This window comes from Microcoleus sp. Pol14D4 (assembly GCF_036701245.1).
GTDB lineage: Bacteria > Cyanobacteriota > Cyanobacteriia > Cyanobacteriales > Microcoleaceae > Microcoleus.
Genome location: NZ_JAUBQM010000013.1, coordinates 65524 through 91887 on the forward strand (window position 1 = coordinate 65524; position 26364 = coordinate 91887).

The following is a 26364-nucleotide window of genomic DNA, read 5'->3' on the forward strand; positions in this document are numbered from 1 at the left end:
TCAACAATCAATATCTAGCGAAATAACAAACCTACAAAAAAGGCAAGAAAATCATGTCTGTTTTGATTGCAGTAGAACAAGTCGGAAAAGTATTTAATTTAACAGACGGCGGCACATACATAGCCCTCAAAGGCATCGACTTAGAAATTAAAAAAGGAGAATTTATCTCCTTGATAGGACACTCAGGCTGCGGTAAATCTACGCTACTAAATATGGTGGCAGGTTTGGATCTGCCGACAGAAGGATTGGTGACAATAGAAGGACAAAGAATCACCCAGCCAGGCCCCGATCGCATGGTAGTATTCCAAAACTATTCCCTGCTACCTTGGCGGACGGTCAGAGAAAACATTACCCTAGCCGTAGACTCGGTGATGAGCGGCTTACCCAAGGCCGAACGCCTCGAAATCGTTCAAAAACACATCGACATGGTGGGCTTGACTCCCCACGCCGAGAAGCAACCCGCACTGCTGTCGGGCGGACAAAAACAGCGCGTGGCGATCGCCCGTGCTCTGGCCCTGCGGCCCAAACTGTTACTCTTAGACGAACCCTTCGGCGCTTTGGATGCTTTGACTCGCGGCAACTTGCAAGAAAAGTTGATGGAAATTTGCCAAGAGTACGAAATCAGCGCCCTGATGGTAACGCACGATGTGGATGAGGCGGTGTTGCTGAGCGATCGCATCGTCATGCTCACCAACGGCCCAGAATCGAAGATTGGCGGCATTCTCGAAGTAGACATCCCCCGCCCCCGCAAACGGATGGAAGTAGTCTCACACCCCAGCTACTACGCTCTACGCAGCGAAATGATTTACTTCCTCAACCAGCAGAAGCGCGTCAAAAAACTGCGGGCGCGGAAAGTACCCGCGATCGCCCGCCACGGCCTGGAAAAAGTCAACCTCGAACTCGGCTTTATTCCGCTGGCAGCCTGTGCTCCCCTCGCTGTCGCCAAAGAAAAAGGCTTTTTTGCCAAACACGGGCTCGATGAAGTCCACCTCGTGCGGGAAACAAGCTGGCGCGGCATTGTAGACGGCATCGCTGCAGGTTACTTAGACGCAGCTCAAATGCCCTCTGGAATGGCGGTGTGGTTGAGCTTGGGGGGCCACCAAGAAAAGCCGATTCCGACGGTTACAGCCCTCACCATGAGCCGCAACGGCAACGGAATTACCCTCGCGAGGCGCTTTTACGACCAAGGAATCTACACTCTGGCAGACTTTAAAAAAATGCTCCAGAGAACGCCCGCGCAAACGCACCGTATGGGAATCGTTCACCCGTCTTCGATGCACAACCTGTTGCTGCGTTACTGGTTGGCTTCCGGCGGCATTGACCCGGATCGCGATGTGTTGCTGAAAAATATCCCACCGGCTCAAATGATCGTTGACTTGCAGGGCGGCACTATTGACGGTTTCTGCGTCGGCGAACCTTGGAACTTGCGGGCCTCGATGGAAGGAGTCGGCTTTACGGTGGCGACAGATTTGGAACTGTGGCCCGGACACCCCGGGAAAATTTTGGGGGTGCGGGAAGACTGGGCAAATGCTTATCCCAACACTCACATTGCTCTAGTCAAAGCTTTGCTGGAAGCTTGTCACTACTGCGCCGATCCAAATCACGCCGCCGAGGTTTCGGAAATTGTCGCGGGAAGGGAGTACGTCGCCACCGACAAGAGTTACATCCAACTCGGCGACCCGAAATCTGTTGCTTGCAACCTTGATACTCCGATGCGGGAATACGCCCACCACTTGTTTTCTGGAGAGGGGGTGAATCGCCCGAGCCGCACCGAACAACTGTGGCACATGGTACAGATGGCGCGCTGGGGCGATACTGTGTTCCCGCGCAACTGGGTGGAAATTCTGGAACGGGTGGTGCGAGTCGGTGCGTTCAGCACGGCGGCCCGAGAGCTGGGGATGGCTGATATTACTTACACTCGCGGTTCTCTCAGCTTGTTTGACGGCTCGGTGTTTAATGCTGACGATCCGATCGGCTATCTCAACAATCTGGCGATTAAACGCGATTTCACGATGGCGGAAGTTGTACTCGATTCCGGCCGCAGAGCTGCTTAGAGCGGTTTTTAGTTCGATAAAAACAGGGTAATTGCTAATTGTTAGTTGTTAGTTGTTAGTTGTTAACTTCTAATTGCTAGTTAGTAATTGCCTCTTCCTTCTTCCCTCTTGCCTCTTCCTTCTTTCTTTGCGAATCACCCACTCACAATTTCCTAAACCCATGCTCAACACCACTAAAAACCAGACGAACACCAAAACTCAAATCCAGCGGGGAAAAAGCCGCCGCCAACCTTTTTTGGTGATGGACAATGTTTATAAAGTATATCCAAACGGTTACAGGGCTTTAGAAAACGTCAATCTGAATGTAGCTGAGGGAGAGTTTATTGCTCTGATCGGACACTCGGGCTGCGGCAAATCAACACTGTTAAATATGGTGTCGGGTTTTAGCCATCCGAGCCAGGGCACCGTGTCAATTAATGGAGAGCGCATTACGAAGCCGGGCCCCGATCGCATGGTGGTGTTTCAGGGTTACGCTTTGCTGCCTTGGCGGACGGTGTTTGAAAATGTTTATCTGGCGGTTAATGCTGTATTTCCGAATAAGTCGAAAGTAGAAAAAAATGCGATCGTCAATGAGCATTTGGCGATGGTGGGATTGACAGAAGCTGCCCAGAAAAGACCGCCACAAATTTCAGGGGGGATGAAGCAGCGGGTTTCTATTGCCCGCGCTTTGGCAATTCGCCCGAAAGTGCTGATTTTAGACGAACCTTTTGGTGCTCTGGACGCAATTACTAAGGAGGAATTGCAGGAAGAGTTGCTGAAAATCTGGAACGATCACCGCTGTACGGTGTTGATGATTACTCACGATATTGATGAAGCGCTGTTTTTGGCCGATCGACTGGTGATGATGACTAACGGCCCGTCGGCGACAATTGGCGAAGTTTTGGAGATTCCTTTCCCGCGTCCGCGCGATCGGGTTCAAATGATGGAAGATCCGGAATACTACAATTTGCGGAACTACGCCCTAGATTTCCTGTTCCGTCGTTTTGCACACGATCACGATGCTTAATCGGTTGGCAAATCAAAGTTAAAGAGGAGAATTATGAGACTTCTCGAAAAATTTTAATTCTTGTGCGGAGTAGGCTTTGGGCATCCTGCCGACCCAAGACGAGCTTTTTTGCAGAAGTCTATTGAAAAGTTGAAGCCCCAGTGTTCCCCGGTTTCAGGGGAACATCGCTAGGGGCGCAATTTTCCCGATCCGGTTGGGTAAACTGAAGCTTAATGGTGGGCGATAAGTTTTTTCGGACGTTCGGATCTTTTTCCGATATTTTACGTCTACCAGCGAAGAGACCCGATTGCCTAGCTGTCGGTAAGCTGGCATGAACTGAGCCCACCTTCGATCGAGGGTGGGCTTCTTCTTCATGTTATTAACTGTTTTTGGGCGATCGGTGGTTGGTGCATTCCACCCTGGGAACTGGCACACTGCAGGAATGCTTATCGGTGTTTCATGGATTAAGGCTTTTGTCAATATAGCGGTTTTCAGTTGACTGAGGTACAGATATCGGCTGTGGAAACGGTTTAGCCTAAGTCCGGGGCGGGGTTCTGTGACTTTTAACAATTGGTATAAGACTAATGATTGTAGCAACACTTTTTTAAATTTGTATTACTCAGGTTGGCACGGAAAACTCCTTTGGGTCAATATCCCAATTTACCCAGCGAATTGCTTCTTGAGCTGATTCTAGATCGGGCGGCACTCGCAAAGCGTGAATGTGTCCCGTACTTGGACAAGTCATTTTTAACAAATAAACTGGCTTTGCATTACCCTCGTCATCAAAATCATCGTCAAACTCGATGCTTAATAGAGTGTATTTCTGCCAACTATCTAATTCTGTCACCGCTAATTCTTGACAAATGCGCTCGTAAGTAATTCCCTGAATTAACGCGCGCCGAACTTCTGCATTCTGTTCCTTCAACAACCATTTAGACTGCCACTGATCCGGGTGCAGCCTGCCGTACCATTCCGGCAAAATCACGCCGTGATAGGCGTAAATCGAAACACCGTCGGCAAATTGTACCGCTGGTGTTCCTTCGGCGTGCAAGCGGTGGTTGCTGTCTGCAGAAAGTGCGATCGGCTTTTCGCAGATAATGCAAACTTTTTCAGAGGGATAAATCCAGCCGCAATCCTGCACAATAGATTTAAAAACACTCCAATTTCTGCCGTAGGAATGAGTGAAATTAAAAACCGAAATCCAAAAATCCAACAGACTGCCAAATGATTTTCGGTGCTTTTTTGCCGATCGCACTTTAAGCCGATTTAATTGTTTCCGCAGCTTGTTCAGGCGTTAGTTTTTTAACCTTAGTCTGCGACATACCTCCAACCTTGCGGTTCATATTCGCGCTGAATTCGCACCATCCAATTACCTTCGGGAATTGCGATCGCATGGTGTTCTTCGTGACTCAATAAAGCTGTCGGTGAAAGCACCCGCAAGTACAGAGTGCCGTCTTTTTCGTAGAGTTCAGCTTGTCCCTCAATAATCTGGTGAGAATGTCCGGTGACTTCACCTTCGGCGAGAGTTAGGTGAGGTTTTTTTTCTCCTTCGATTTGCTGTACGGGAGTGAGAATTACGTCGCCTTGTCGGATGGGTTGCATAGGTTTTTTCTAAATTTTGTTTGCTGGTGTCGGTCGATCGAGCTTTTCTACCGCAATTTTATACTACATTTGTAATACACGGCTGTCAAGAACCACAAACCAAATTCCACTTTTTCTCTATACCGGAGTAATACCGCGCCGAAACTCCTTAACTGCTTCAACCCTAGAAGCTATCAGCAAGCAGCGAGACAGTAGGTTGATGTCTAAACCGGGCAGAACTTCGCTTTGGTCAATTTTTTCATATCCGTGCGATCGCAAATGATACAGGCTAAATACTCCATCCTCCCAAAAGCAAACTTCGGGTACTCCCAAGGCTTGGTAGCGATTCAATTTGCTTTCTTCCCCACTGCTAAACACTACTTTGATGGCAACATCGGGGGTAATACCTGTTGACTTGCCAATTAAAAAAGATTCATCAGCTTGTACTGAGACTTCCTGTTCCTTCTCTTGGGTAAAGCTACCCAACGGGTTAAACTCAATGTCTTTTTCAACAAAGTAGTCTATCAGCAAACCTGCGATCGTCCTGCTGAAAGATTCATGTTCTTGCGAAACTGCTAAGATTTCTACCTCACCTTTGAAATAAAAAAGTCTGATACCGGGGGAATCAGAAAACCCCTGCTCGATTAGCTTGAATTGTTCCCAATCAATCCCGGAATCAATTAGGCGCTGGTCTTTTTGTTTGTCTAATGTTGCTGTCATGGCACGACCTCATTTAACTATTTTATAGCAATTTTAATTCGCACAATTTTGCAAGCACATTTGTATGGTGCGTCCGACCAAAAAACCTGTTTAAATCGAAACTAGCGCTCTCTGACACACCATACAATTTTATTTAACTATTATATTATCCTTCAAATGCGGCAACCGAAACTCGATCGCGCCCTGCTTCTTTCGCCCGATAAAGCGACTCATCGGCGATCGCAATTAGCGCCCCCGGATGCGACATCGGCGCCGGAATGCAGCAAGCTACACCCAAACTCAGCGTCACGTATTCGCTGACAGCAGACTTAGCGTGAGCTATGTGCAAACCCCGCACCTGTTGTGCGATCATTTCAGCTACGCAAGTGGCACCTTCAATATCCGTATTCGGCAAAACTACTACAAATTCTTCTCCACCGTAACGGGCTACTAAATCTGCCGCTCGCTTGACCGAATGCTGGATCACTGCCGCCACTTGCCGCAAACATTCATCCCCCGCTTGGTGACCGTAAGTGTCGTTGTAAAGTTTGAAATAATCAATGTCGCACATAATCAAAGACAGCGGTGCTTCTTCCCTTGCCAAACGCCGCCATTCCGTATCGAGGTATTCATTAAAAGAGTGGCGGTTTCTTACCTCAGTCAAACTGTCGTAATTTGCCAAATACTGCAAGGCTCGATTCACTGTTTCTAACTGCTGTTTCTGCTGCTGCAACTGACGGTTGAGCTCCGCCAACTGCTGTTCGGCTGAGTGCGATCTCAACAAATTTCTCACCCTAGCGAGCAATTCCCTCTCGTCAAAAGGCTTTGAAATATAATCGTCAGCACCCGCATCCAAACTTTCGATTCGAGCTTCCATCCCCGATCGCGCTGTCAAAAATATTACCGGAGTGGATTTCAATTCTGGCGTGTTCCGAATCTCCTTGAGCAAATCCAGTCCGTTTTGTCTGGGCATGATTTGGTCGCTAACAATCAAATTTGGCTGCAAACTTTTGGCTTTTTCTAAACCTTCAACCCCGTCCCTCGCCACGGCGACTCGATAGTACGGAGTTAATAAAGTTTGGAGGTAAGCCAGCAGAAAATTGTTATCTTCTACTACCAGCAACAGCGGTAATTCTCTGCTGTCACTTGTTAATTGTTCCAGATAATTTTTGTCGTCCAAACTGTTAGGTTCCGGTAGCAGGGCATGGGGTGTGGTTGCCCGAATATTTCCCGATCCCCACTCTCCGGAGCCGAATCCAGTCAGTCCAGCCAATTGGGCGATCGCGCTCACCAACTGATTCGCTTCCACCGGCTTCGACAAATGCCTCTGAAACCCTGCCTCCAGCGCCGATGCCGAATCTTCTTCCTCGATGCCTCCCGTCAGCGCCACTGCCGGCAGCAGTTGCCTGTGTTCGGACATTTCCATTGCTCTGATGCGGCGGATCAAATCGCAGCCGTCGGCTCCCGATACCGTCATATCGCTCACCAACACGTCGGGTCGCGACTGTTGCAACTCCGCCATCGCTTCGCAGGCGCTACCCACCGCTGTTACCTTGGCTCCAAATGCTTCGAGGCCAGTTTTGAGAAATTGGCGGATCTCGGCGCTGCTTTCGACCACCAGGACTTGTTTTCCCGCTAGGGGTCTGGAAACCGATCCGGGTCTGCTTTCCCTTTGGGCGATCGCAGCAGTGCGATCGTCGGGTGCATTTTTGTTGGCGCTCGGTAGCAGCACCCCAAAGGTTGCCCCCTGACCGAGGCCGGGACTCGAAGCCCAAACAGTTCCCCCGTGCAGTTCCACCAACTGCCGCACAATTGACAGCCCCAGCCCCAGCCGATTTTGTTCCTTATTCTGGAAGCTGTCTGCAGGGCGGAAGTAGTCAAAGATGTGTGGCAGAAATTTGGGGTCGATGCCGCAACCGCTGTCGCTGACCCGAATCAAGACCCCTGACTGACTAGGCTCGATCCACACTTGCACTGGGTATGGTGTCGATTCTGGGGTGAATTTTATGGCGTTTGCAAGGAGGTTCCAGACTACTTGCTGCAATCGTTCTCCATCTGCCAAAACGTAGGTGACCGCGGGGTCGAAATGTGTTTCTAAGCGGAGGTTTTTGGCATCGGCGGCGGGACGCAGAGTGTCGATCGCCGATTCTATGATAGACGGGAGGTGAACTTGGCCGATGTTGAGGCACACTTTCCCTCGCAGCAAGCGCGAGAGGTCGAGGAGATTGTCTATTTGTCGGTTTTGTAATTTGGCGTTGCGCTCGATGATTTCCAAAGCGCGCCTGGTGGTGGCTTCGTTTAAATTGCGCGATCGGGCTAGCTGCGCCCATCCCAAAATCGCGCTCAGGGGCGATCGCAGTTCGTGGGAGGCGATCGCCAGAAATTCGTCTTTTGCCCGGTTGGCTTCGGCTTGGGCGGCTTCAACGGCTTTGCGAGCGGTGATGTCGAATCCGATCGCCAAATACTGACAGGGTTTTCCCTTGCCCTCCAACAGTGGAACTACTGCTGCGTACACCCAATAATCAGTTCCATTCTTAGCTTTATTCTGAATGTCTCCTTGCCAAACTTCACCTTTGGCAACCGTTGACAGCAAATTTTTGATCGATCTCGAAGATTTATATTCCGAATGGAGGATGCCAAAGTGGCTGCCGATTAGTTCAGCGCGGGAATAGTTGGAGATGCAGCAAAGTCGATCGCTGACGTAGTTGATAATTCCTCGCGCGTCAGTCCTCATCGCAATTGCCGATCGGTCGATCGCTATTTTAAAATCTAAACATTCTTGTAGCGACGCATCTACTTCTTTTGTCGTAGAAAATTGATCGAGCCGATCGGACGCTTTTTGTTGCTGGCGATCGGGCTTATCCTTACTCCGTTGTTGGATTTCCATTGTTTCTATCTTCCCCTGACGGCTGACACCTAATCTACTTGCATCCTGATTCATTATCACAATTTTCTTTCCCGCGCCTGCGGGTGCAATACTTTGTATCTCTTTATCTTCCGGAAAAATTGGCAGTTACCACATCCACTCGGGAGTCAACTCAATTTTTGTTTATAGTTGGCTAAAGTTTGTCAATCTGAGGACTGATTTTTTCATATCTAGCCGATCGTCGGCTCCTTGCTAATTCCCTTTTATATTTTATATTTTATATATTACTATGTGAAATTACTAACAAATTTAGGGTAGGGAGCACGCACCTAAAGTTGCATTATTGTTTGAAACGGGTATCATAAGCGTCAACTTTTGTCTCACAATTACTCCCGGTAGCTGGCACAAAGTCTCGTATTCGGCTGGCTTTTGGGTCTGTGGCATTCTGTCTCACCTGCACAGAAAGACAATATGTGCAGGGCTAGAAACTTCCCAAATCAGGGGCGGCTTGGGGTACGCTAAGTCCCTATCTGGCGATCGTCCGTAACTTCTTTTAAATTATTTTATTCTACATCTTGACAGGTCTGTAGATTGTTTGTATTATAAATGTAATATACAGTGATATAAGAGAACCGCCCAACTGCATTGACGCACTATTGACGCACTATTGACGCACTATTGACGCACTATTGACGCACTATTGACGCACTATTGACGCACTCAACTATTAACAATTTGAGGAAAATTTTCTGTGAATTTAGACGCTGTACGCGAGCAATTTGAACAAATAGCCTTTGATTATGACGGTTTAATTCCCCGCCTCATTCCGCGCTATGGCGAGCAACACGATGTAATATTGCAGTTAATCACTTCTGAAACTAATGCTAACATAAAAGTTCTGGATTTAGGCGCGGGGACAGGCATACTGTCGGCAATGATTTTGTCAGCATTTCCTCAAGCAAATGTCCTAGCCTTTGACATCGCCGAAAATATGCTGAAAATTTGCCAAACAAACTTGTGCGCTTTCCGAGAACGGCTGACCTTGCAGCAAGGAAACTTTACAGAAGATGATTTCGGTAGCGGTTACGATTTGGTAGTTTCAGGCTTGGCAATCCACCACCTCGACAGCGCAGGTAAACAACAGCTATTTCACAAAATTTTCCACTCGATTAATCCAGGGGGAATCTTGCTAATTCGAGATATTGTGACAGGTGCTACTCCCCGGCTGACTGAGCAATACGAACAGTTGTGGCGGCAGTACATGAAAGCTAACGGAGAAGATGATGCAGCCTGGTTTAAAAAATATCGAGAAGAAGATATTCCCTCCTCTGTGGAAGAGCAGACACAGTGGCTTGCAGAAGCTGGTTTTGCAGACGCAGGATGTCACTGGCGCTATCTAAATTTTGCTATTTTTGGCGGAGTTATACCCAGGTAGAAAGCATTCGGCAGAAGGCAAAGTTTTTCATAATTATCAAAATATAAATCTCGTCAAAAATGGCACTACTAACACTTTTTTATTCACGGATGCAGAACCTACTTCTCTAGGTGCTTAAGAGCGCACATCACCGCTATAATTCGCGCAAAATCCCATTTTTATATCCGAAAATCGTTTCCCAAAAACCTGTAAATGCGGGTTCCCTAAAGCGCCCTACGGCATTGCAAACAGATTCAATAAACCTGCCTCCAATCAACGATATAACCCGCTACTGACATTTTGTAAAAGGTGATTTAAAAGCTAAATAAATCAAGTAAAATTATGAACGATTCTCGATTAGTAAAAATCAGCCGATATCTCAGCAAACACCTGCGTCACGCGCCCTCGCGCATCGGCATCGAACTGGCTCCAGGTGGCTGGGTTCCTGTTAGCGAGCTCCTCGATGCGTGCCAAAAAAATAACTTTCCTGTTCAGCTTGCAGAACTCAAGGAAGTAGTCGCGCAAAACGACAAGCAGCGCTTTTCATTTAACTCCGCAGGCACTCTAATTCGTGCCAACCAAGGACACAGCATCGAGGTTGACTTACAGTTAGAACCCGCTGTTCCCCCAAATATTTTATATCACGGAACAGGTAGCGCTGCCGTCGAGTCAATTCTCAGTCAAGGAATTAGGAAAATGTCGCGGCATCACGTTCATTTGTCCGTGAATATCCAGACGGCGCGCCAAGTAGGTGCAAGACACGGCATCCCGGCAGTCTTTACTGTAGATGCCGCAGCAATGCAACGTGACGGCCATACATTTTACTGCTCGGAAAACAAAGTTTGGTTAGTAGATTTTGTGCCAGCCACTTATCTCAAAATAATTTGATGATTTTCCCGTATTTTGTAGAAGGTGTACGACAAAAAATGTAAAATAAGAGTAAGTAGGATTTTTGCCAAATGAGTGCGGAAAACATGGGCGATCGCGAAAACAATTTTCATCAAAACAATTCTCCCAATAGAGGTCTGCTAGGCTCTGGCTGGCGACCTTTTTACCGTCAATTTGATTGGGAACACCTGGTACATTTAGCGTCTACCGATCCCTTAGAACTAGCTCAAAAAACTTTAGGCGCAGCTAGCGACATTGCCGATGCAATGGGACGACACCAATATACTTGGTGGGCAAATATTTTAAATGTATTTTCCGAAAATACTCGCTACGAAATTGATGAGTTTTGGGATTACATTACTCCGCAGCCAGTTTACCCGGATTACCGCTACAAAGACGTTTTAGTTACCGAAACGCCTGTGGTGCAATTGGTCAGCCGCGCTAGTATTCCCATCGACTACGTTCTCAACAAACTCCAAGAGATTACTGTTTTCAAAGTTCTGGATTTGCTCGGAAAACCGGATGCGATTACCCAGTTTTTTATGGAGCGACATTTTTCTTATCCCCCGGAGCGGTTTGTTAGCTGGGAACGCTTAGAAGTTTTGGGTACTGTTTATGCTTCTTGGGCTCGATTCGGCTGCTGGCTGCAAATAGACAGCTACGACAGGGGAAGACGCTGCTACACTCTAATTTGCCAAGATATTGCGCCGCTCGTTAGCAAGGCAACTTATAATTTAGCGGTGATTCTGGGAGGGTACAAAAGCCGCGTCGGACAGGTTCACAGCCAGTTCCCAATTCGCACGTTTTCTGCGGAAGTTCAAAGTTTTACCGATACAGTTCAGCAGGCAATTTTAGATCAAAATCAGTTGGCTGTTTTGGTTAGTGGCGAACCGGGGACGGGAAAAACTGCTTGGACGCAAGCGGTAGCAAAGGAAATTTTAGTGCCGCTGGGTTATGTGATTTTTATCTTAGACCACGATGCTGTGGAAAATTTTGTGCCACCGAGTTATTTAGAGCGGATTTGTATTATTATCAATGAGGCTGATAATTTGGCTCAAGATCGATCGACTGCCGAGGCCCAACGCACTAACAAAACTGAACATATTTTGAGTTTGCTGGATGGAACTTTGTATCAAAGCGTCATCGACGAACACGGCATTCAATTTCAGCAAAAACTCGTAGTTTTGATGACTTGCAACACCACTGAAAGATTGGATCCTGCAATGTTGCGGAAAGGAAGAGTGGATTTTACCAGTGAATTTACGCACAAATTTGTTTGAGCGCTCTCTTGCATTCTCAAGCTATCTGGCGATCGCACTAGCTACACGATCTCATACCATGTTCAATGTGGGATTTTCAATTAAAGAATTAGGAATGACTGATGAAGCTCAAGGTTTGGATCCCGGGCAGACAGTTGCATTCTTTTGGGAACTTGTCTAAAATACCGAAAAATCACCAGGAAATTTTCTGACTCTCAAAGTGTGGGGAAAATTTCTTGAAGACCTACAGATCATTGCTGTAAACAATCGCTTAAAACCCTTGTCTCTCTGATTTTTTGCCGAGTCTCGCTGCCCTCTTGGGCCCCGGAATAGTCGGGGGAGACAAGAGTTCACTCCAGTCGCCTCCGACTATTTCGCAGAGGCAGGCGCGATCTGTGCCTCATCGTCACACAGCAGGCGGGCACTACCTTTAGCCTTAAGTTGATAGCAATGCCTATAGACATATCCCCATCAAAAATGATATCAATGATGGGTGATACCCTCTAAGGGTATTGTCCGAGAGAGCAAATCAGGGGAAAACAGCATTTTTGGTGTAAAACAGAGTTTTTCAAACTTGACAGCTATGGAGGAAATCCCAAACCGTGCAAACTAAGCCAGTTCAGCAAAAAAGTCAGGGACTGGGAAGGTACGTTGACGGGAATGTCCCGATCGCCCAACAACCCGCAGAGGCAGCCGTGTCCGAGAGTAAAGACAGATTTCGGCGGTTTGTTGAGCGCTCCGCCGACGCCGTGGCAATGGTAGATTGTGAAATGCGCTATCTGTCGGTTTCCCGTCGCTGGGAAACAGATTCCGGGATCGGCCGCGGGGAGGCGATCGGCCGATCTCATTGGGAACTGTTCCCGAATCTTCCGGAATATTGGGAGCAAAATGCCCAGGCTTGTTTGGCGGGTGTTTTGGAATACAGCGAGTTTGTGGCAGGGCGATCGATCGCATCTGTATCAGGAAAAATCGCAAGCGGCTCTGTCAGCGAGTCGGTAAGATGGGTATTTCAGCCTTGGAAAAATAACGAAGGTGCGATCGGCGGTTTGATGTTGTTTGCATCTAAGATCGCTGAGGCTCCCGCTCAAACTAATTGCTCTAATAAATTTCAGTCCGAGGTCAAAAGCAAGCAGTTAGAAACAATACCGCAACTAACTCAAATTGCCCTCGAAAATGCTTCTGATACAATCTTTTTTACTACCTCCGACGGTCAAATTTGCTACGCGAATAAAGCCGCTTGCCATCTTTTCGGCTACTCGGAATCGGAACTGCTAAATATGAGGGTTAGCGACATCGATTCGCAGTTGCCAGCATCGGATTGGCGAGAACACTGGGTTCAACTCAAGGAGCAAACCAACCTCACTTTTGAAACCAGTTACAAAACCAAAAACGGCGCCAGTTTTTCCGTCGAAGTTAAAGTCAATTATTTAGAATACGGTGGCTGCGAATACCGCTGCGCTATCGCCCGCGACATTTCCGCTCGCCTCGCAGCAGAATCAGCGCTCGTAGAGGCAAAAGAGCAACTTCAAGCCGTTTTGGACGCGGTGCCCGGATTGGTTTCTTGGGTAAGTTCAGATTTGCGCTATTTGGGAGTAAACCGACATTTAGCTAGCGCTTACAAAATGCCGGCAGAAATATTTATCGGTCAAAAAGTAGGTTTTTTAGAGACAAGTCCCAAATTTAACGATTTAGTATACGATTTCTTTGCGAACCCTAAAAAGAAAACATCTCAAGAAGTAACAGCGAGCATCCGAGGAGAAAATAAAACTTATCTAATAGTGGCTCAAAAATACCATAACAATACGGCGGCGGTATTTGTGGGATTGGATATTACAGAAAGTAAACAGTCTCTTTTAGCTTTGCAAGAATCCGAAGAACGCCTGCGACAACAAGCGGCTAAATTAGAGCAGACGCTGTTAATTTTGCAGCAAACTCAAACTCAACTGATTCAAACAGAAAAGATGTCATCTCTGGGGCAGTTGGTAGCAGGAATAGCGCACGAAATCAACAATCCAGTTAGTTTTATTTCTGGCAATGTCAGCCACGCCACTGGCTACATTCAAGAACTGCTGCGATCGATCGACCTTTACCAAAAATATTATCCCCATCCCGTGCCGGAAATTCAAGACTTGATGGAAGAATTAGACTTAGACTTTATCAAAAAAGACTTGCCAAAACTGCTAAATTCAATGAAAATCGGTTCCGAAAGGATTCGCGATGTCGTGCGATCGCTCCGCTTGTTCTCGCGTACCGACGAAGCCCAAATGAAGCCGGCTGATATCCACGAGGGTTTGGACAGCACTTTGCTGATCTTGCAAAATCGCCTGCAAGCTAAAGGGGGACGGCCGGGGATTTCTCTAGTTAAAGAGTACGGGGATTTGCCGCGAGTTCACTGCTATGCGGGACACTTAAACCAAGTGTTCATGCACTTGTTGACAAATGCGATCGACGCTTTGGAAGAAGGGGGGAGAAATGCCGAAAAGTATGGTAAAATGCAAAGTCAGTCTTTGTTGTCTGCAGGCCGAGCGAGAGCTGAAGTATTCAATCCCGAAATTCGGATTCGGACTTTTGTGGTAGGGGAAAACGAAGTTGCGATCGCCATTAGTGACAATGGCCCTGGCATGACTGAAGAAGTCCTCGACTGCATCTTTGACCCTTTGTTTACGACTAAATGTCCAGACACGAGCACAGGTTTGGGTCTAGCAATATCCCAGCACTTAGTAGTAGAAAAGCACGGCGGTGAGTTGCGCTGTGTTTCGCGTCCGGGAGAGGGAACGGAGTTGATAATTAAAATTGCGATCTGCAACGATTAATTAGCTATTTACAAATAGGAAATAAGATGGTAATTGAGTGGCTCAAATTTAAAGTACCTCAAGAAAAGTGGGAGAAGTTTATTCAGCGAGATCAGGAAGTTTGGACGGAGGGACTAAAAAGTTTGGACGGTTTTTTAGGCAAAGAAATTTGGGTAGATCCGGTGGAAAATGAGGTGGTGATGTTGATTCGCTGGGAAACTAGGGAGAAGTGGAAGTCGGTGCCACAAAGCACAATCGAGGAGTTGGATGCCAAAATGGGCGATTTGCAAATTGCGATCGCCGAAAGTCGCGAATATCAAGTTCGCAAGTTTTTGCATTAGTGAGTCAGCAGTCAGTTGATTGTGTTAATTTTTGAAAGATTAATCATAAGTTTTACCTTGATTGTACCCCAGACATCGACTTGGTATTTGGTGTGAAGGGCGATCTATCTCGGTACAATCATCCCAGTGTTTGGTATTTGGTGTGACGGGCGATCGCTCTTGATGCGTGATGGGCGATCGCTCTCGGTACAATCGTCGCAGTGGAAGGGGGGCTATGGATAAGATTGTGATGAGAAAAAGAGATGGGATTTTGGCGTTGCTGAATACAGCTAGGAATTCAGATTTCCCAATTGCTATCAGCCCCCTTGAGGGTGAGTTTTGTAACATCAAGCCAAAAGTTGATTCATACGCCCGAATCAGCAACGCCTAAATTCTCCGAGATAAAGGATTAACAGAAATTGATAACTGCGAAGCGCTCATTCACCGCTACCAAGGCAATCCCTTATGGTTAAAAAGCGTGGCGAGTCTGATTCAATAGTTGGGAATAGGTGTGACTGACTTATTAATAGATGATACCCTATTGTTACCCGAAGATTTGAAAAATTTTTTACAGCAGCAGTACGATCGCACTTCCGAACTAGAAAAACAAGTCATGTCCTTGTTGGGGACAGAAAACCAGCCAGTCAAATTCGCAAAATTGCTACAAAACGGACAAATATCATCATCAGATTTGCTAAACGCATTGCAATCTCTATCGCGGCGCTGTTTGCTCGAAAAACAGGAAAGTCTTTACACTTTGCCACCTGTACTGAAACAATATATCAAAGGGTTATAACCCAAATTATACTGGACGCATAAATACCAAAGAAACCTGGTTCTTTACCGATTCTGCTGGCTGCGACGAAGTATTTTTGTAAAAAAACTAGGTTTATGAACCTCATGCTTAAGTCCTAATTTTAAGAAAATTTTGCATAGAGAGCTGAAATAAAATTCACGCTTAAAAAGCCTACTCCTAGTACGAGAATGATAAAGATGGCGATACTGAAAATAGACTTTAGCCGATCGCCAATTCCGGGTTTTTCTGAGTTCATCGGTCAATTTTTGCAGTAAATTTGAGAGGGGGAATTGAGAAAGAGTAGATTATACCAATGGGCGAACAAAAAGGCAACTCCCGACAAGCTCCAAACGACGATCGCCCTCAGTAGGTCGCCTTTTTTTAACTTTTAATCTAAAATTCAAAATCTAAAATAGTCTTAGGCATTGTTCGGTTAGCCTGGACAGCTATTGTCGATCGCCCGAACCCGGTGGCGCTAACTCCTGTAAAATAGAGGGCGCGTTGGGGCGAACCTTTTAACAGCCGGAATTGGGCGCGATCGTCACAGGCTCCCAAATACATAATAATATGTCAGTCATCCTTAACTTACTCACAAAGGTAAAAATAGAAGAGTGCCAAGAAATAATCTAAAACATATAACTGAAAAAAGGATAGAAATCGATGCTCCACCCAATCTCGCAACCTTACCAACAACGAGCAAATACTATGACCCAAAGAGCCGTGCGGAAGCCAAAACCCTCTGTTGCAAACCACTTGAGACCAAGTTTTCCTCAAAGGCACTGGCTGGAGCTGGCGGAGTACGCCTCTCTGGCGGCCTCTGGTGTGGGTTCCGTGGCGGTGGCTGTGTCCGGTCAAGCTTTTTACGGGGTAGCTCCCCTAACTTTGGCTTTGTCGCTGAATGTTGCTAACCGGTATCGGTTCGAGCAGCAAGTGCGGGTGCATCAAAATTCGGAAATGGCTCAAGTCCAAAAGTCTGTCAATAAAGTCGAAAAAACGGCGGTGACGGTAATTGTTAAATTACGCAAGCAGTTGTCAGCAGATATTGCAGCGCTGCGCCAGCAAATGGCTGCAATGCCTAGGGCAGAAGGCTTTGAGGATTCGATCGATATTCAGCGGCAGTTGCTGAGTTTAGGAGAGTCGGTAGCTTCTTTGCAAGAAATCGTGGCGTCTGCTGTACTCGATGTCCGCCAGCAGGTGAGCGAACAACTGCAAGATTTATCGGTTGGCCAATCGGCGAATCTCCAAGCTGTGGAACAGGCTATAGAGCAACTGCAAAGCGCGACGCAAGGCTTGGCAGAAACTTCTATCACCAGAGACGACTGGGAAGTAGTAAATACTCGATTTTTGGAAATCCAGAAAGTCATGGCCAATTTGCAAAGCCAACTGCAAGCTCCGGCACACCAATCGAGTGCGGATTTGTCTATTGTCCAAGCTCAAATTCACCGTTTGGAACACGAGCAGCAAGAAGTTGTCAAACCTCACCTCAAGCGCTTAATCTCGGTTGTCAAGGAGTTGCAGCACACACAAGAGAGCAGTCATTAATAATTAGTGAACACTCATTAGTCATCAGTCAGAAGGAATATTTTTCGACTCTGACATTCTGCGACTCACGCCCGATCGAACCCAAATTTTTCGACAACTGTGTTACAAAATGAAAAGCTAATCTGTCTAGTTCACCTGTTTTCAACCTGTTACAAGAAAATTAAATGACTGCAACCGTAACTATTGCTGATAACCCGTTACTAATCGGTCAAGGATTGCCGACCTTTGACGCGATCGAACCAGAACACGTAGTCCCCGCTGTTACCCAACTGCTGACCGAACTAGAAGCCTCGCTAGCTGACTTAGAATCGTCTGTAGAGCCGACTTGGAGCGGCTTAGTAGAACCATTGCAGCGACTCGGAGAGCGTTTAAATTGGAGCTGGAGCATTGTCGGACATTTGATGGGCGTGAAAAATAGCCCGGAACTGCGATCGGCTCACGAAACAGTGCAGCCGGAAGTAGTAAAATTTTGGAGCAAGCTCAGTCAAAGCAAACCACTTTATGAAGCTTTTAAAGCGCTGCGGGCTAGCGAAAATTGGGACAGCTTAGAGTCAGCTCAAAAGCGAATTGTCGAAGCCGCTCTCCGAGATGCCCAACTCTCCGGCGTCGGTTTAGAAGGCGAGCAAAAAGAGCGTTTTAATGCCATTCAATTAGAATTGGCCGAAATTACTACCCAATTTTCTAATCACGTCCTTGACGCTACCAAAGCATTCAGCATCACCCTCACAAACAAAGACGAAATTGACGGTTTGCCACCGAGTTTGTTGAGTTTAGCAGCTCAAGCCGCTCGCAGCGCGGGCGAAGAAAATGCGGATGCCGAAAACGGCCCTTGGCGGATTACTTTAGACTTTCCGAGTTACGGCCCTTTCATGCAGCACAGCACCCGCAGCGACTTGCGCGAAAAGTTGTACAAAGCTTTTATCGGCAGAGCAAGTAGCGGAGAATTGAATAACTGGCCGTTGACCGATCGCATTTTAGCTTTGCGCCAGGAAAAAGCTGCTTTGCTCGGGTTTAGCAGTTATGCCGAATTGAGCTTGGCGAGCAAAATGGCTCCCGACGTTGCAGCAGTGGAAGCTTTGTTAGAAGAATTGCGCTTAGCTAGTTACAGTGCTGCTGTTAAAGATTTAGAAGAATTGAAAGCTTTTGCTGCCGAAAAAGGCGCGCCGGAAGCTGGAGATTTGAAGCACTGGGATGTAGGTTTTTGGTCGGAACGGCGCCGGGAAGAAAAGTTTGCTTTTAGTGCCGAAGAATTGCGCCCTTACTTTGCTTTGCCACAGGTATTAGAGGGGTTATTTGGATTAGTAAAGCGTCTGTTCGGCGTGACAGTAACTGCGGCGGACGGTCAAACTCCTGTGTGGCACAAAGATGTGCGCTATTTCCAAATAGATGATGAAGCAGGAAATACGATCGCCAATTTCTATTTAGACCCCTACAGCCGTCCCGAGGAAAAGCGCGGCGGTGCTTGGATGGACGAGTGCGTGGTGCGCGCTAAATTTGTGGAAGCCGGAAAGACAACAACACGGTTGCCGGTGGCTTATTTGGTGTGCAACCAAAGTCCTCCTGTTGACGGCAAACCGAGTTTAATGACTTTCTTGGAGGTCGAAACTTTGTTTCACGAATTCGGTCACGGTTTGCAGCATATGCTGACAACGGTAGACTATCCGGGCGCTTCGGGCATCAATAATGTTGAGTGGGATGCGGTGGAATTGCCCAGTCAATTTATGGAAAATTGGTGTTACGACCGCGCGACTTTGTTCGGGATGGCAAAGCATTACGAAACCGGGGAAACTTTGCCGGAACACTACTACCAAAAACTCCTAGCAGCGCGCCACTACATGAGCGGCAGCGTCATGCTCAGGCAAGTACATTTTAGCAGCGTTGACATAGAACTGCACCACCGCTATCGATCGGGCGGCAGCGAAACTGTGGCCGATGTCCGCAACCGCATCGCTAAAACTACCACAGTTTTGCCTCCTCTGGAAGAAGACGCATTTTTGTGCGCTTTCGGACATATTTTTGCGGGCGGCTATGCGGCGGGATATTACAGTTACAAATGGGCGGAAGTGCTCAGCGCTGATGCTTTTGCGGCGTTTGAGGAAGCAGGTTTGGAAGATGAAAGTGCGATCGCCTCTACAGGTAGGCGCTTCCGAGATACAGTGTTAGGATTGGGCGGCAGTTTGCCCCCGATGGAAGTGTTTAAAACTTTCCGGGGACGCGAACCGAGCACTAAAGCTTTGTTGAGACACAGCGGTTTAGTTGCAGCTTAATTTAAGTGTGGAATAACTGGGGATTAATGCGGGTGAATTTATCTGCATTAATCCCAGTTTTTTGTTGGCAAAAATTTACGCAGTTCCTTTATGCGTATCGTGCGGTGTGGATGAAGTCTTACCGCTATAATTTATATCTAATCAGGTAGCATCGGAATTATTCATCTCTCTGTTCTCTGACTCTGTGTTCTCTGTGTTCTCTGCGGTTTAATCATTCCCATTCAACCGCAATTCATCTCATGCGTAAAACCCATTTCTTCCTAAATCTTGCTGAATTCAAAATGTTTGTAGTAAAAACTAAATTGCTCAGATTTTTATACTAATTCTCACAATTATGGCAACATATAATCCTGCGACCATCTGTAGAGAAACGGCAATGCCGTGTCCGGCGCGAGACTCTGCAAGTTTTCAGATTTTTTATACAATTGATAATTTTAGCCACACTTTTTTATCGGTATTAATAAAACTAAAATTTTCACTACAAACCCATTTTATTATAGAACATCATGCAATAAAAATCTGTATTTTAGCACATCATCCCCAATTTTTTGGTAAAAAATCGGGCAGAAAGTGCGTTAGCGAAGTCCTCGAAGAGGATCGCCAGCAGCTTTTAGTTTAGCTTGGAAATCTCATCAAACCAGCATTTGCAAATATTTACTGTTATCGATCAATGATTATACTTAAGTTTCCCTCTCCTGGAAATTAACTTTATAATTCGCAACATTTATAGGCTTTTGTCTCGATACAGGTAATGCTTTTATTAGCAACTAAAAATTGAGGAGTTTACCGAATCTTTAAGATACAGCGGCAACACCGAGTCTTTTTTAAATTTTTGATAAAGAACGGGGTACTCGGCGTCAAAAAGGTAAAAAATTAATCTCAACTAATTTTTTTAGTTGAGATTAATTTTAGGATTGTAATAAAAAATATTTGTATATATGATAAAAAGTAAGGATTGATAGTTAGTCGTTCACCCATAGATTAAGATTTTCATGGATATTCAATTAATTAATATCGGTTTTGGTAACATTGTGTCTGCTAATCGAGTGATTGCCATTGTCAGTCCAGAGTCAGCGCCAATTAAGCGGATTATTACTGATGCGCGGGAGCGGGGACAACTGGTTGACGCGACTTACGGCCGCCGCACGAGAGCGGTAATTATTACAGATTCGAGTCACGTCATCCTCTCAGCGATTCAGCCGGAAACGGTTGCTAATCGTTTTGCGCTCAGCAAAGACAGTCAAAGTCGGGATGATTGAGGTTTGTCAGTTGCAATTTGAGCGCTGACAGTCTAAAGTAAGCGGAAACTTAAATTATTACACGTTTCTATTCTAAAGATGAAATCTGGTAAATTAATTGTTCTGACGGGGCCTAGCGGTGTGGGGAAAGGCACCTTAGTGCGATCGCTCCTCAATCGCCATCCCGAATTGTATCTTTCGGTATCCGTGACAACTCGTGAGCCCCGTGAGGGAGAAATTGAGGGACAGCACTACTATTTTGTCAGCCGCAGCCGCTTTGAACAAATGGTTGAGGCTGGAGAGTTGGCCGAATGGGCCCAGTTTGCCGGTAATTTTTACGGTACTCCTTATTTTGGTCTCAAGCAAGGAATTGGTGAGGGAAAATGGGTAATTCTCGAAATTGAGTTGGAAGGGGCTAGGCAAATTAGGAATAATTTTCCACAGGCGCTGCGAATTTTTATTTTACCTCCTTCTTGGGAAGAATTGGAACGGCGCCTGCGGACTCGGGGTCAAGATTCCGAAACGGCGATCGCCCGTCGGTTGCTGCGTGCTAAAGAGGAAATTGAAGCGGCGGGGGAATTCGATTTTCAAGTTGTTAATGACGATTTGGAAGTTGCTTTGAAAAAGCTAGAATCAATACTTAATTTTGTTGAGCTTTCAGCTAACTAATGGCTAATTACCCATTTCTCCGTCCTGGCTAAAACTTCGCTACTTTGTTTGATAGCCACACAAACTTTTAAATTCAATTCCAGAATATTTACTGAAGGCGAAATTTTTCTCAACGGTTCAATTTCGCGAGCCGAACAGCCTAACATTTCCATATAAGCTAGCGTCCACCCAATAGCTGGAACATCGCCTACATTGCCTTCTCCGGCGCAAAGGTAACAATCCAATTCGCCCTCCGGCCCACACTCAGGGCAAACCCAATTGCCCAGTTGTGAATGGGGCAGATTTGTGCGGGAGGCGGATGCAATTGTTAATGCTTTAATATGATTTTGAACTACTTGTTTAAAACCTCGGTTTTGGTTGCTGCGCTGGTCGGAATGTGTGTGCGATCGCCCGATTGCTACTGCTTGCTGTTGTGGCGAAGCAACAGATACTGTTTGATTCTCCTTGGTTACTCTAGATTCGCCTAGGTTCGCAGTTAGCTGAATACCATAGTCTTTCGACTCCTCAGTCTGAGAGTGGTTGAGTGCGGTGGAGGAATCGGGTTCGGAAGTTGTGAAGGATTGTTCTATGCGATCCTCTTCGAGGGCTTCGCCAACGGCAAAATCTTGCATTGAGAGGTGATGTTCGATCGCCAAAGACCAAGTTCTTTTATGTCGGAGGTCGCCATATTTTCTGGCTTCTTCCTCAGTAATGCCGATCGCCGCAGCCTCTTGGCGCAGCACATTCATCGAAGTGATTGTATCTGATATCATGAGTTTGTTTGCAGTTAAATTTACGATTGCCCGCTCAGCCTACAAATAAATTACCTTAGATATACTACAATAGTCCGGACTATTTTGAGATCCTAGTGGGAAACCCTTGATTTTCCGTTAGCAAGTCGATTTGGCAATCGCCCTGAAACCCTTATTTTACCCTTAGCAATCGCACACTGTCCGAAGCATTGATAGTAGCCTAAATCTAAAATCTAAAATCTAAAATCTAAAATTGGATGACTTCAATTCTTCCCGATACAGCTTTATCTGTTGCCGGACTAACATCTTACCTGCAAGAGTTGTTGGAGGGCGATCGCAACCTGCAATCAGTTTGGCTGACAGGCGAGGTGTCCAACGTTTCGCACCACCCCAGCGGCTGCTTTTTCACTCTGTGCGACACCGACAAAAGCGCTGCTATTCGCTGCGTGGTGTGGAATTCTCAGCGGCAAAAATTGGTGCAAATCCCGGAAAAAGGAGAACAGTTGCTGGTTTTGGGAAGCATCCGGGTTTACAAAAATCGCGGCGAGTACCAGTTGACTGTTGTGCAATCGCTACCGGCTGGGGAAGGATTGCAGGCTTTGCGGTTGCAGCAATTGCGATCGCGCTTGGATGCTGAGGGTTTCTTCGATCCCGCCCGAAAGCGCCCGATTCCCGCACACCCGCAAATTGTCGCCGTGGTGACATCCGATACAGGCGCTGCTTGGGGAGACATTCAGCGCACTCTAGCCCAAAGATATCCCGGTTTGCGGGTGTTGCTGTCGCCGACAGGAGTGCAGGGAGAATTGGCTGCTGCTGCCATTGCTAGGGCGATCGCCCGCGTAGAATTGGACGGTAGGGCTGATGTGATCGTTTTAGCGCGCGGCGGCGGTTCTGCGGAAGATTTGGCTTGTTTTAATGATGAGAGAGTTGTCAGGGCGATCGCCAATTGTGCGATTCCAATTATCACAGGCATTGGCCACGAAAGAGACGAATCTCTAGCCGATTTAGTAGCAGATAAACGAGCCCACACTCCCACTGCTGCGGCCGCTCAATCTGTACCCGTTTTAGCAGATCTTTACTTTGAACACAAGCAAAGAATGCTCAATTTAGCAAACGCTGTGCGGGAAAGATTTGAGACAGAAGAAGAGCATTTGCAACTGTTACAAAATCGATTAAAACGTTTGCCTGCGACATCCCGAACTTTGCGGCAAGCAACTGGTAAACTGGAAGTATTGCAAGAAAAGTTATCAGCACTGAATCCGGCGGCGGTATTGCAAAGGGGTTATGCGGCGGTAATCCAAAGTGACGGTACGATCGTTCGCACAACTGAGGGTTTGGAATTGGGAGAGGAATTGACTGTGAGGTTGAGTCGGGGCCGACTGAAAGTTAAGATTGTAGAAGTATTGGATGCGGAAGAAAAGTTATGATTGATTCGCAGTTGCGCCAGTCTGACTGGAATTATGAGGAAACGGTCGATCGAATTGAAGCGATTATCGATCGGGTGGAATCGGGAGAGTTGCCTCTAGAGGAGGTTTTCGAGCAGTTTGGGGTGGCTGTGGAGTGTTGGCAGGAGTGCGAAAGATTTTTGGCGCGGGGGAAGGAACAGATGGATTTGTCGATCGAGCTTTTAGCTGCAGAACCCGATTTTTAACCGGAGATAAACTCGGATTAATGTGGATGAAATAGCGCGTTTTGCCGAAAGTCCGACAGGGAATTAATTCCCTGTCTCATAGCGAAAGTCCTCTGAAGAGGACTGTTAAATTCATGAGTCCTCTTGAGAGGACTTTCGCTATGAGGCGGGGGTTGAAACCCCCGCCGGAATGTGTGTCTGACGTGTTTGTTGACACAATCAAACACCACAACTCAATGCAAACCCTGACAAATAAACCCCGACCAATAACTCAAATTATCAAAAGGATTTGACATAGTGTAAATATTTTGTTTCAAACTTTCATATCCTTTCTTCTGTTTCTGAATCTGATTCTCCCGCTTCGTTATTTTCTTCAACTCCGCCCCCAACTTATGAAACTCATCCGTCTCCTTGTGGTAGGATTTATGCCGCAATTTTAACTTTTGTTTTTTCTTTTGAAGCACAGCCAATTTTGACTTTAAATCCCCAATAATTCTCTGAAGCAACGGCTCGATTTGCGGTTGATAAAGCTCTTTCAACTCCGCACCCGAAATTGTCCGCAACCTCACCTGTGCCCGTCGCAAAGCCTCTGGACGACTCAATCCATCCCGACGATACTTATAGTAAAAAATTGAAAATAACGAAGTAGCAAAATCATCCACCGCCCACAAAGTGCTGACCACACTCCGAGCTCCCGCACACAAAAAACCCGTTCCCAAACTAAGAAGATTATCGGTAATTTCTGTCCCTCCTAAATTAGTTTCGCAGCAGGACATAAACACATCGGATAACTGCGGCAAGCGCCAACCCGGTGTCATCAATTCCCCTAACGTGATACTCCCGTCTCCTAAAAACAAGCGCGATTCTAAAGGATTGTCCAAACGCGAGACAGCGTGGTGGCTGGAGTGGATTACATTCACATTTTGGGCGAGGTTTCGATAGGCTGCGACTGTTGCTTCTTGACTTCCTTTTAAGCGCTCAGATTTGGTCACAATTTCGGCAATTTGTTCGCACTCAAAACGAGTGAAGTACAAGTCATCCGTAGCATTTTCCACAATCCCGTATTTGGGCGATTCGATGGTTGGGCGTTGATTGCAATACTCCAAGATTCGGCAACTCGGAACATAACGCAGCAGTAATTTATCTCCGAGGAAAGCATTTCCATTAATCGGCAATGCCCCCAGGGGAATCTGATGCAAAAACAGATGCGGAATCACAATCAATTCCTCAATTCTATCCAAACAATTACCAATCAACTCATCAACTTTCAACCGCTGCGATAACTGAGACAAAAACTCACCCATCCCCTGTTGCCAAATTTTCCGATCCTGCAAATAAGGCGACAACCAACTCTCAAAAATCCACTTCTGAAAATTTTTCAAACCCTCTCCCTGACAAGTGTGAATCTGCGGCGCTTTATCCTTGTAAATCACAAAAACATGAGTGTCATCAGTCGTGGTATAAAAACAGAGAATCGCCGTCTGCGAATTGTCAATGAGTTTCTGCATCTTCGCAAACTCCATCGGATCGACTTGAACTTGTCCCGCTAAAACTGGATCTAAACTGCGAATATTTTCCCAGATTCGCAGTTTCTCCCCCTCCAATTCTTGAATCTTCTCCGTGTAAGCAGACAAATCTGCCCGACTGCGCGACTGACTCCCCACACCGGCTAATTCTTTATTGCCTTCAGAAGGTTTGCGGAGTTGTTCAACTTCTGCGTCAATTTCCCGCTGCTTCGCCTCAAATTCCTGCAAATACTTTTGCACGGCGGGCGGAATTTCGCCGCTAGCATACAAATCATTGCTGTGCATTAAATCGACTAACCGCTGAGCACGGGTTCTGTCGCAGTATTCTATGGCTTTTTCCAGTTGGTTGCTGTTGACAGAAGCTTGAATTGCCTTTTCGTAAACACCTATAGATTCAGCTAAAATCTGCTGGCGGATATCGTCGGAAGTTGCCCAACTTCTGCTTTTTTCTACTGCTTGAATTGCTTTCTCGAATCCTTCCAAGGCGATGTCCCAAAAACCAGCAGTGAAAGCGGTATTGCCGAGGTGTCTACCTGATTGCAACCAGTCTAAAGGGAAAGCAGTAGGAGTGCGAATTTCTAATGCTAAGCGAAAACAGGCGATCGCCTTTTCTATATTCGCCGCCCTGACTCCTTCTATTCTGTCACTATAGGCATTCCCTAAATTGTTTTGAGTCGCTGCCCATTGTTCGGGATAATTCTCGGGGGTACGGACTTGTAATGCTTCCCGAAAACAGGCGATCGCCTCTTCTATATTCGCCGCCCTGGCTCCTTCTCTTATGTTACTATAGGCAATCCCCAAATTGTTTTGAGTCCCTGCCCAATATTCGGGATAATTTTCACGGGTATAGACTTTTAAAGCTTCCCGATAACAGGCGATCGCATCTTCTATATTCTTTGCCCTGACTCCTTCTCTTTCACCATAGGCAGTACCCAAATTGTTTTGAGTCAATGCCCATTGTTTGGGATAATCCTCGCGGGTATAGACTTCTGATGCTTCCCGATAACAGGCGATCGCCTCTTCTATATTCGTAATTGCTCAACTAGGGGAAAAAAGGGAGCCATGAAGAGAGAGGGCTTTTTGAATAGCTTGATAAGCAGTTAAGCC

22 protein-coding genes are annotated in these 26364 nt (G+C 46.6%); 14 read left to right on the plus strand and 8 right to left on the minus strand.

The features are described from left to right. Positions 1–53 precede the first annotated feature (53 nt). Together QUA33_RS07985 and QUA33_RS07990 are read left to right on the plus strand one after the other, a co-directional pair. Positions 54–2054 (plus strand): nitrate ABC transporter ATP-binding protein, encoded by a 2001-nt coding sequence (locus QUA33_RS07985; RefSeq protein WP_333098264.1) that lies wholly within the window; start codon positions 54–56, stop codon positions 2052–2054. Between the two features lie 160 nt (positions 2055–2214). After that, positions 2215–3060 (plus strand): nitrate ABC transporter ATP-binding protein, encoded by an 846-nt coding sequence (locus QUA33_RS07990; RefSeq protein WP_333147892.1) that lies wholly within the window; start codon positions 2215–2217, stop codon positions 3058–3060. Positions 3061–3658: 598 nt separating this feature from the next. On the opposite strand, the gene QUA33_RS07995 is transcribed toward QUA33_RS07990, so the two are convergent. From QUA33_RS07995 to QUA33_RS08010, 4 genes are all read right to left on the minus strand, one after another. Further along, the gene (locus QUA33_RS07995) at positions 3659–4294 is read right to left on the minus strand and encodes a DUF6745 domain-containing protein (RefSeq protein ID WP_445243224.1); all 636 of its coding nucleotides are present in this window, start codon (positions 4292–4294) and stop codon (positions 3659–3661) included. 53 nt (positions 4295–4347) lie between these two features. Beyond that, positions 4348–4641: a hypothetical protein gene (locus tag QUA33_RS08000; protein ID WP_333046142.1), complete on the minus strand. Its 294-nt coding sequence runs from the start codon at positions 4639–4641 to the stop codon at positions 4348–4350. 117 nt (positions 4642–4758) lie between these two features. Then, the gene (locus QUA33_RS08005) at positions 4759–5340 is read right to left on the minus strand and encodes a Uma2 family endonuclease (protein ID WP_333147894.1); all 582 of its coding nucleotides are present in this window, start codon (positions 5338–5340) and stop codon (positions 4759–4761) included. A gap of 145 nt (positions 5341–5485) precedes the next feature. Continuing rightward, entirely contained in the window at positions 5486–8260 is a 2775-nt protein-coding gene (locus QUA33_RS08010; protein ID WP_333147895.1) for a diguanylate cyclase, read from the minus strand. 676 nt (positions 8261–8936) lie between these two features. Between QUA33_RS08010 and QUA33_RS08015 the strand changes: the two genes are divergently transcribed. The 6 genes from QUA33_RS08015 to QUA33_RS08040 all read left to right on the plus strand — a co-directional run bounded on the left by QUA33_RS08015 (position 8937) and on the right by QUA33_RS08040 (position 15654). Continuing rightward, positions 8937–9620 (plus strand): methyltransferase domain-containing protein, encoded by a 684-nt coding sequence (locus tag QUA33_RS08015; protein ID WP_333147897.1) that lies wholly within the window; start codon positions 8937–8939, stop codon positions 9618–9620. 321 nt (positions 9621–9941) lie between these two features. Further along, positions 9942–10487 (plus strand): RNA 2'-phosphotransferase, encoded by a 546-nt coding sequence (locus QUA33_RS08020; RefSeq protein ID WP_333147900.1) that lies wholly within the window; start codon positions 9942–9944, stop codon positions 10485–10487. Between the two features lie 71 nt (positions 10488–10558). Then, the gene (locus QUA33_RS08025; RefSeq protein WP_333147901.1) at positions 10559–11767 is read left to right on the plus strand and encodes an AAA family ATPase; all 1209 of its coding nucleotides are present in this window, start codon (positions 10559–10561) and stop codon (positions 11765–11767) included. A gap of 581 nt (positions 11768–12348) precedes the next feature. After that, a complete protein-coding gene (locus tag QUA33_RS08030; protein WP_333147903.1) occupies positions 12349–14559 on the plus strand; it encodes a PAS domain S-box protein in 2211 nt (736 codons plus the stop codon). 26 nt (positions 14560–14585) lie between these two features. Then, the gene (locus tag QUA33_RS08035) at positions 14586–14879 is read left to right on the plus strand and encodes a TIGR03792 family protein (RefSeq protein ID WP_333098279.1); all 294 of its coding nucleotides are present in this window, start codon (positions 14586–14588) and stop codon (positions 14877–14879) included. Positions 14880–15369: 490 nt separating this feature from the next. After that, positions 15370–15654: a hypothetical protein gene (locus QUA33_RS08040; RefSeq protein ID WP_333147905.1), complete on the plus strand. Its 285-nt coding sequence runs from the start codon at positions 15370–15372 to the stop codon at positions 15652–15654. Positions 15655–15775: 121 nt separating this feature from the next. Here QUA33_RS08040 and QUA33_RS08045 read toward each other — a convergent pair whose 3' ends face one another. Next, the gene (locus tag QUA33_RS08045; RefSeq protein WP_333098282.1) at positions 15776–15910 is read right to left on the minus strand and encodes a hypothetical protein; all 135 of its coding nucleotides are present in this window, start codon (positions 15908–15910) and stop codon (positions 15776–15778) included. A 137-nt stretch (positions 15911–16047) separates the two neighbouring features. Beyond that, a complete protein-coding gene (locus QUA33_RS08050; RefSeq protein WP_333098284.1) occupies positions 16048–16215 on the minus strand; it encodes a hypothetical protein in 168 nt (55 codons plus the stop codon). Between the two features lie 144 nt (positions 16216–16359). Here QUA33_RS08050 and QUA33_RS08055 point away from each other — a divergent pair, with 144 nt between their 5' ends. From QUA33_RS08055 to gmk, 4 genes are all read left to right on the plus strand, one after another. Continuing rightward, complete coding sequence (locus QUA33_RS08055) at positions 16360–17196, plus strand: hypothetical protein (protein WP_333147907.1); 837 nt, start codon at positions 16360–16362, stop codon at positions 17194–17196. 164 nt (positions 17197–17360) lie between these two features. Continuing rightward, positions 17361–19463 (plus strand): M3 family metallopeptidase, encoded by a 2103-nt coding sequence (locus QUA33_RS08060; RefSeq protein WP_333147909.1) that lies wholly within the window; start codon positions 17361–17363, stop codon positions 19461–19463. A gap of 992 nt (positions 19464–20455) precedes the next feature. Then, complete coding sequence (gene remA, locus QUA33_RS08065) at positions 20456–20722, plus strand: extracellular matrix/biofilm regulator RemA (RefSeq protein ID WP_333147910.1); 267 nt, start codon at positions 20456–20458, stop codon at positions 20720–20722. Between the two features lie 78 nt (positions 20723–20800). Then, positions 20801–21370 carry a guanylate kinase gene (gene gmk / locus QUA33_RS08070; RefSeq protein ID WP_333098291.1) on the plus strand — a complete coding sequence of 190 codons (570 nt, stop codon included), beginning with the start codon at positions 20801–20803 and terminating at the stop codon, positions 21368–21370. Here the strand turns inward: gmk and QUA33_RS08075 are convergent. Next, the gene (locus QUA33_RS08075) at positions 21367–22122 is read right to left on the minus strand and encodes a hypothetical protein (RefSeq protein WP_333147912.1); all 756 of its coding nucleotides are present in this window, start codon (positions 22120–22122) and stop codon (positions 21367–21369) included. The two genes, gmk and QUA33_RS08075, sit on opposite strands and share 4 nt — an antisense overlap. A gap of 236 nt (positions 22123–22358) precedes the next feature. Between QUA33_RS08075 and xseA the strand changes: the two genes are divergently transcribed. Both xseA and xseB read left to right on the plus strand, forming a co-directional pair. Next, positions 22359–23528 carry an exodeoxyribonuclease VII large subunit gene (gene xseA, locus QUA33_RS08080; RefSeq protein ID WP_333147914.1) on the plus strand — a complete coding sequence of 390 codons (1170 nt, stop codon included), beginning with the start codon at positions 22359–22361 and terminating at the stop codon, positions 23526–23528. Beyond that, entirely contained in the window at positions 23525–23752 is a 228-nt protein-coding gene (gene xseB / locus QUA33_RS08085; RefSeq protein ID WP_333046043.1) for an exodeoxyribonuclease VII small subunit, read from the plus strand. The genes xseA and xseB overlap by 4 nt, the downstream gene beginning before the upstream one ends. Positions 23753–23964: 212 nt before the next feature. Here xseB and QUA33_RS08090 read toward each other — a convergent pair whose 3' ends face one another. After that, on the minus strand, positions 23965–26208 hold the full coding sequence (locus tag QUA33_RS08090) for a CHAT domain-containing tetratricopeptide repeat protein (RefSeq protein ID WP_333147916.1): 2244 nt from the start codon (positions 26206–26208) through the stop codon (positions 23965–23967). Between the last annotated feature and the right edge of the window lie 156 nt (positions 26209–26364).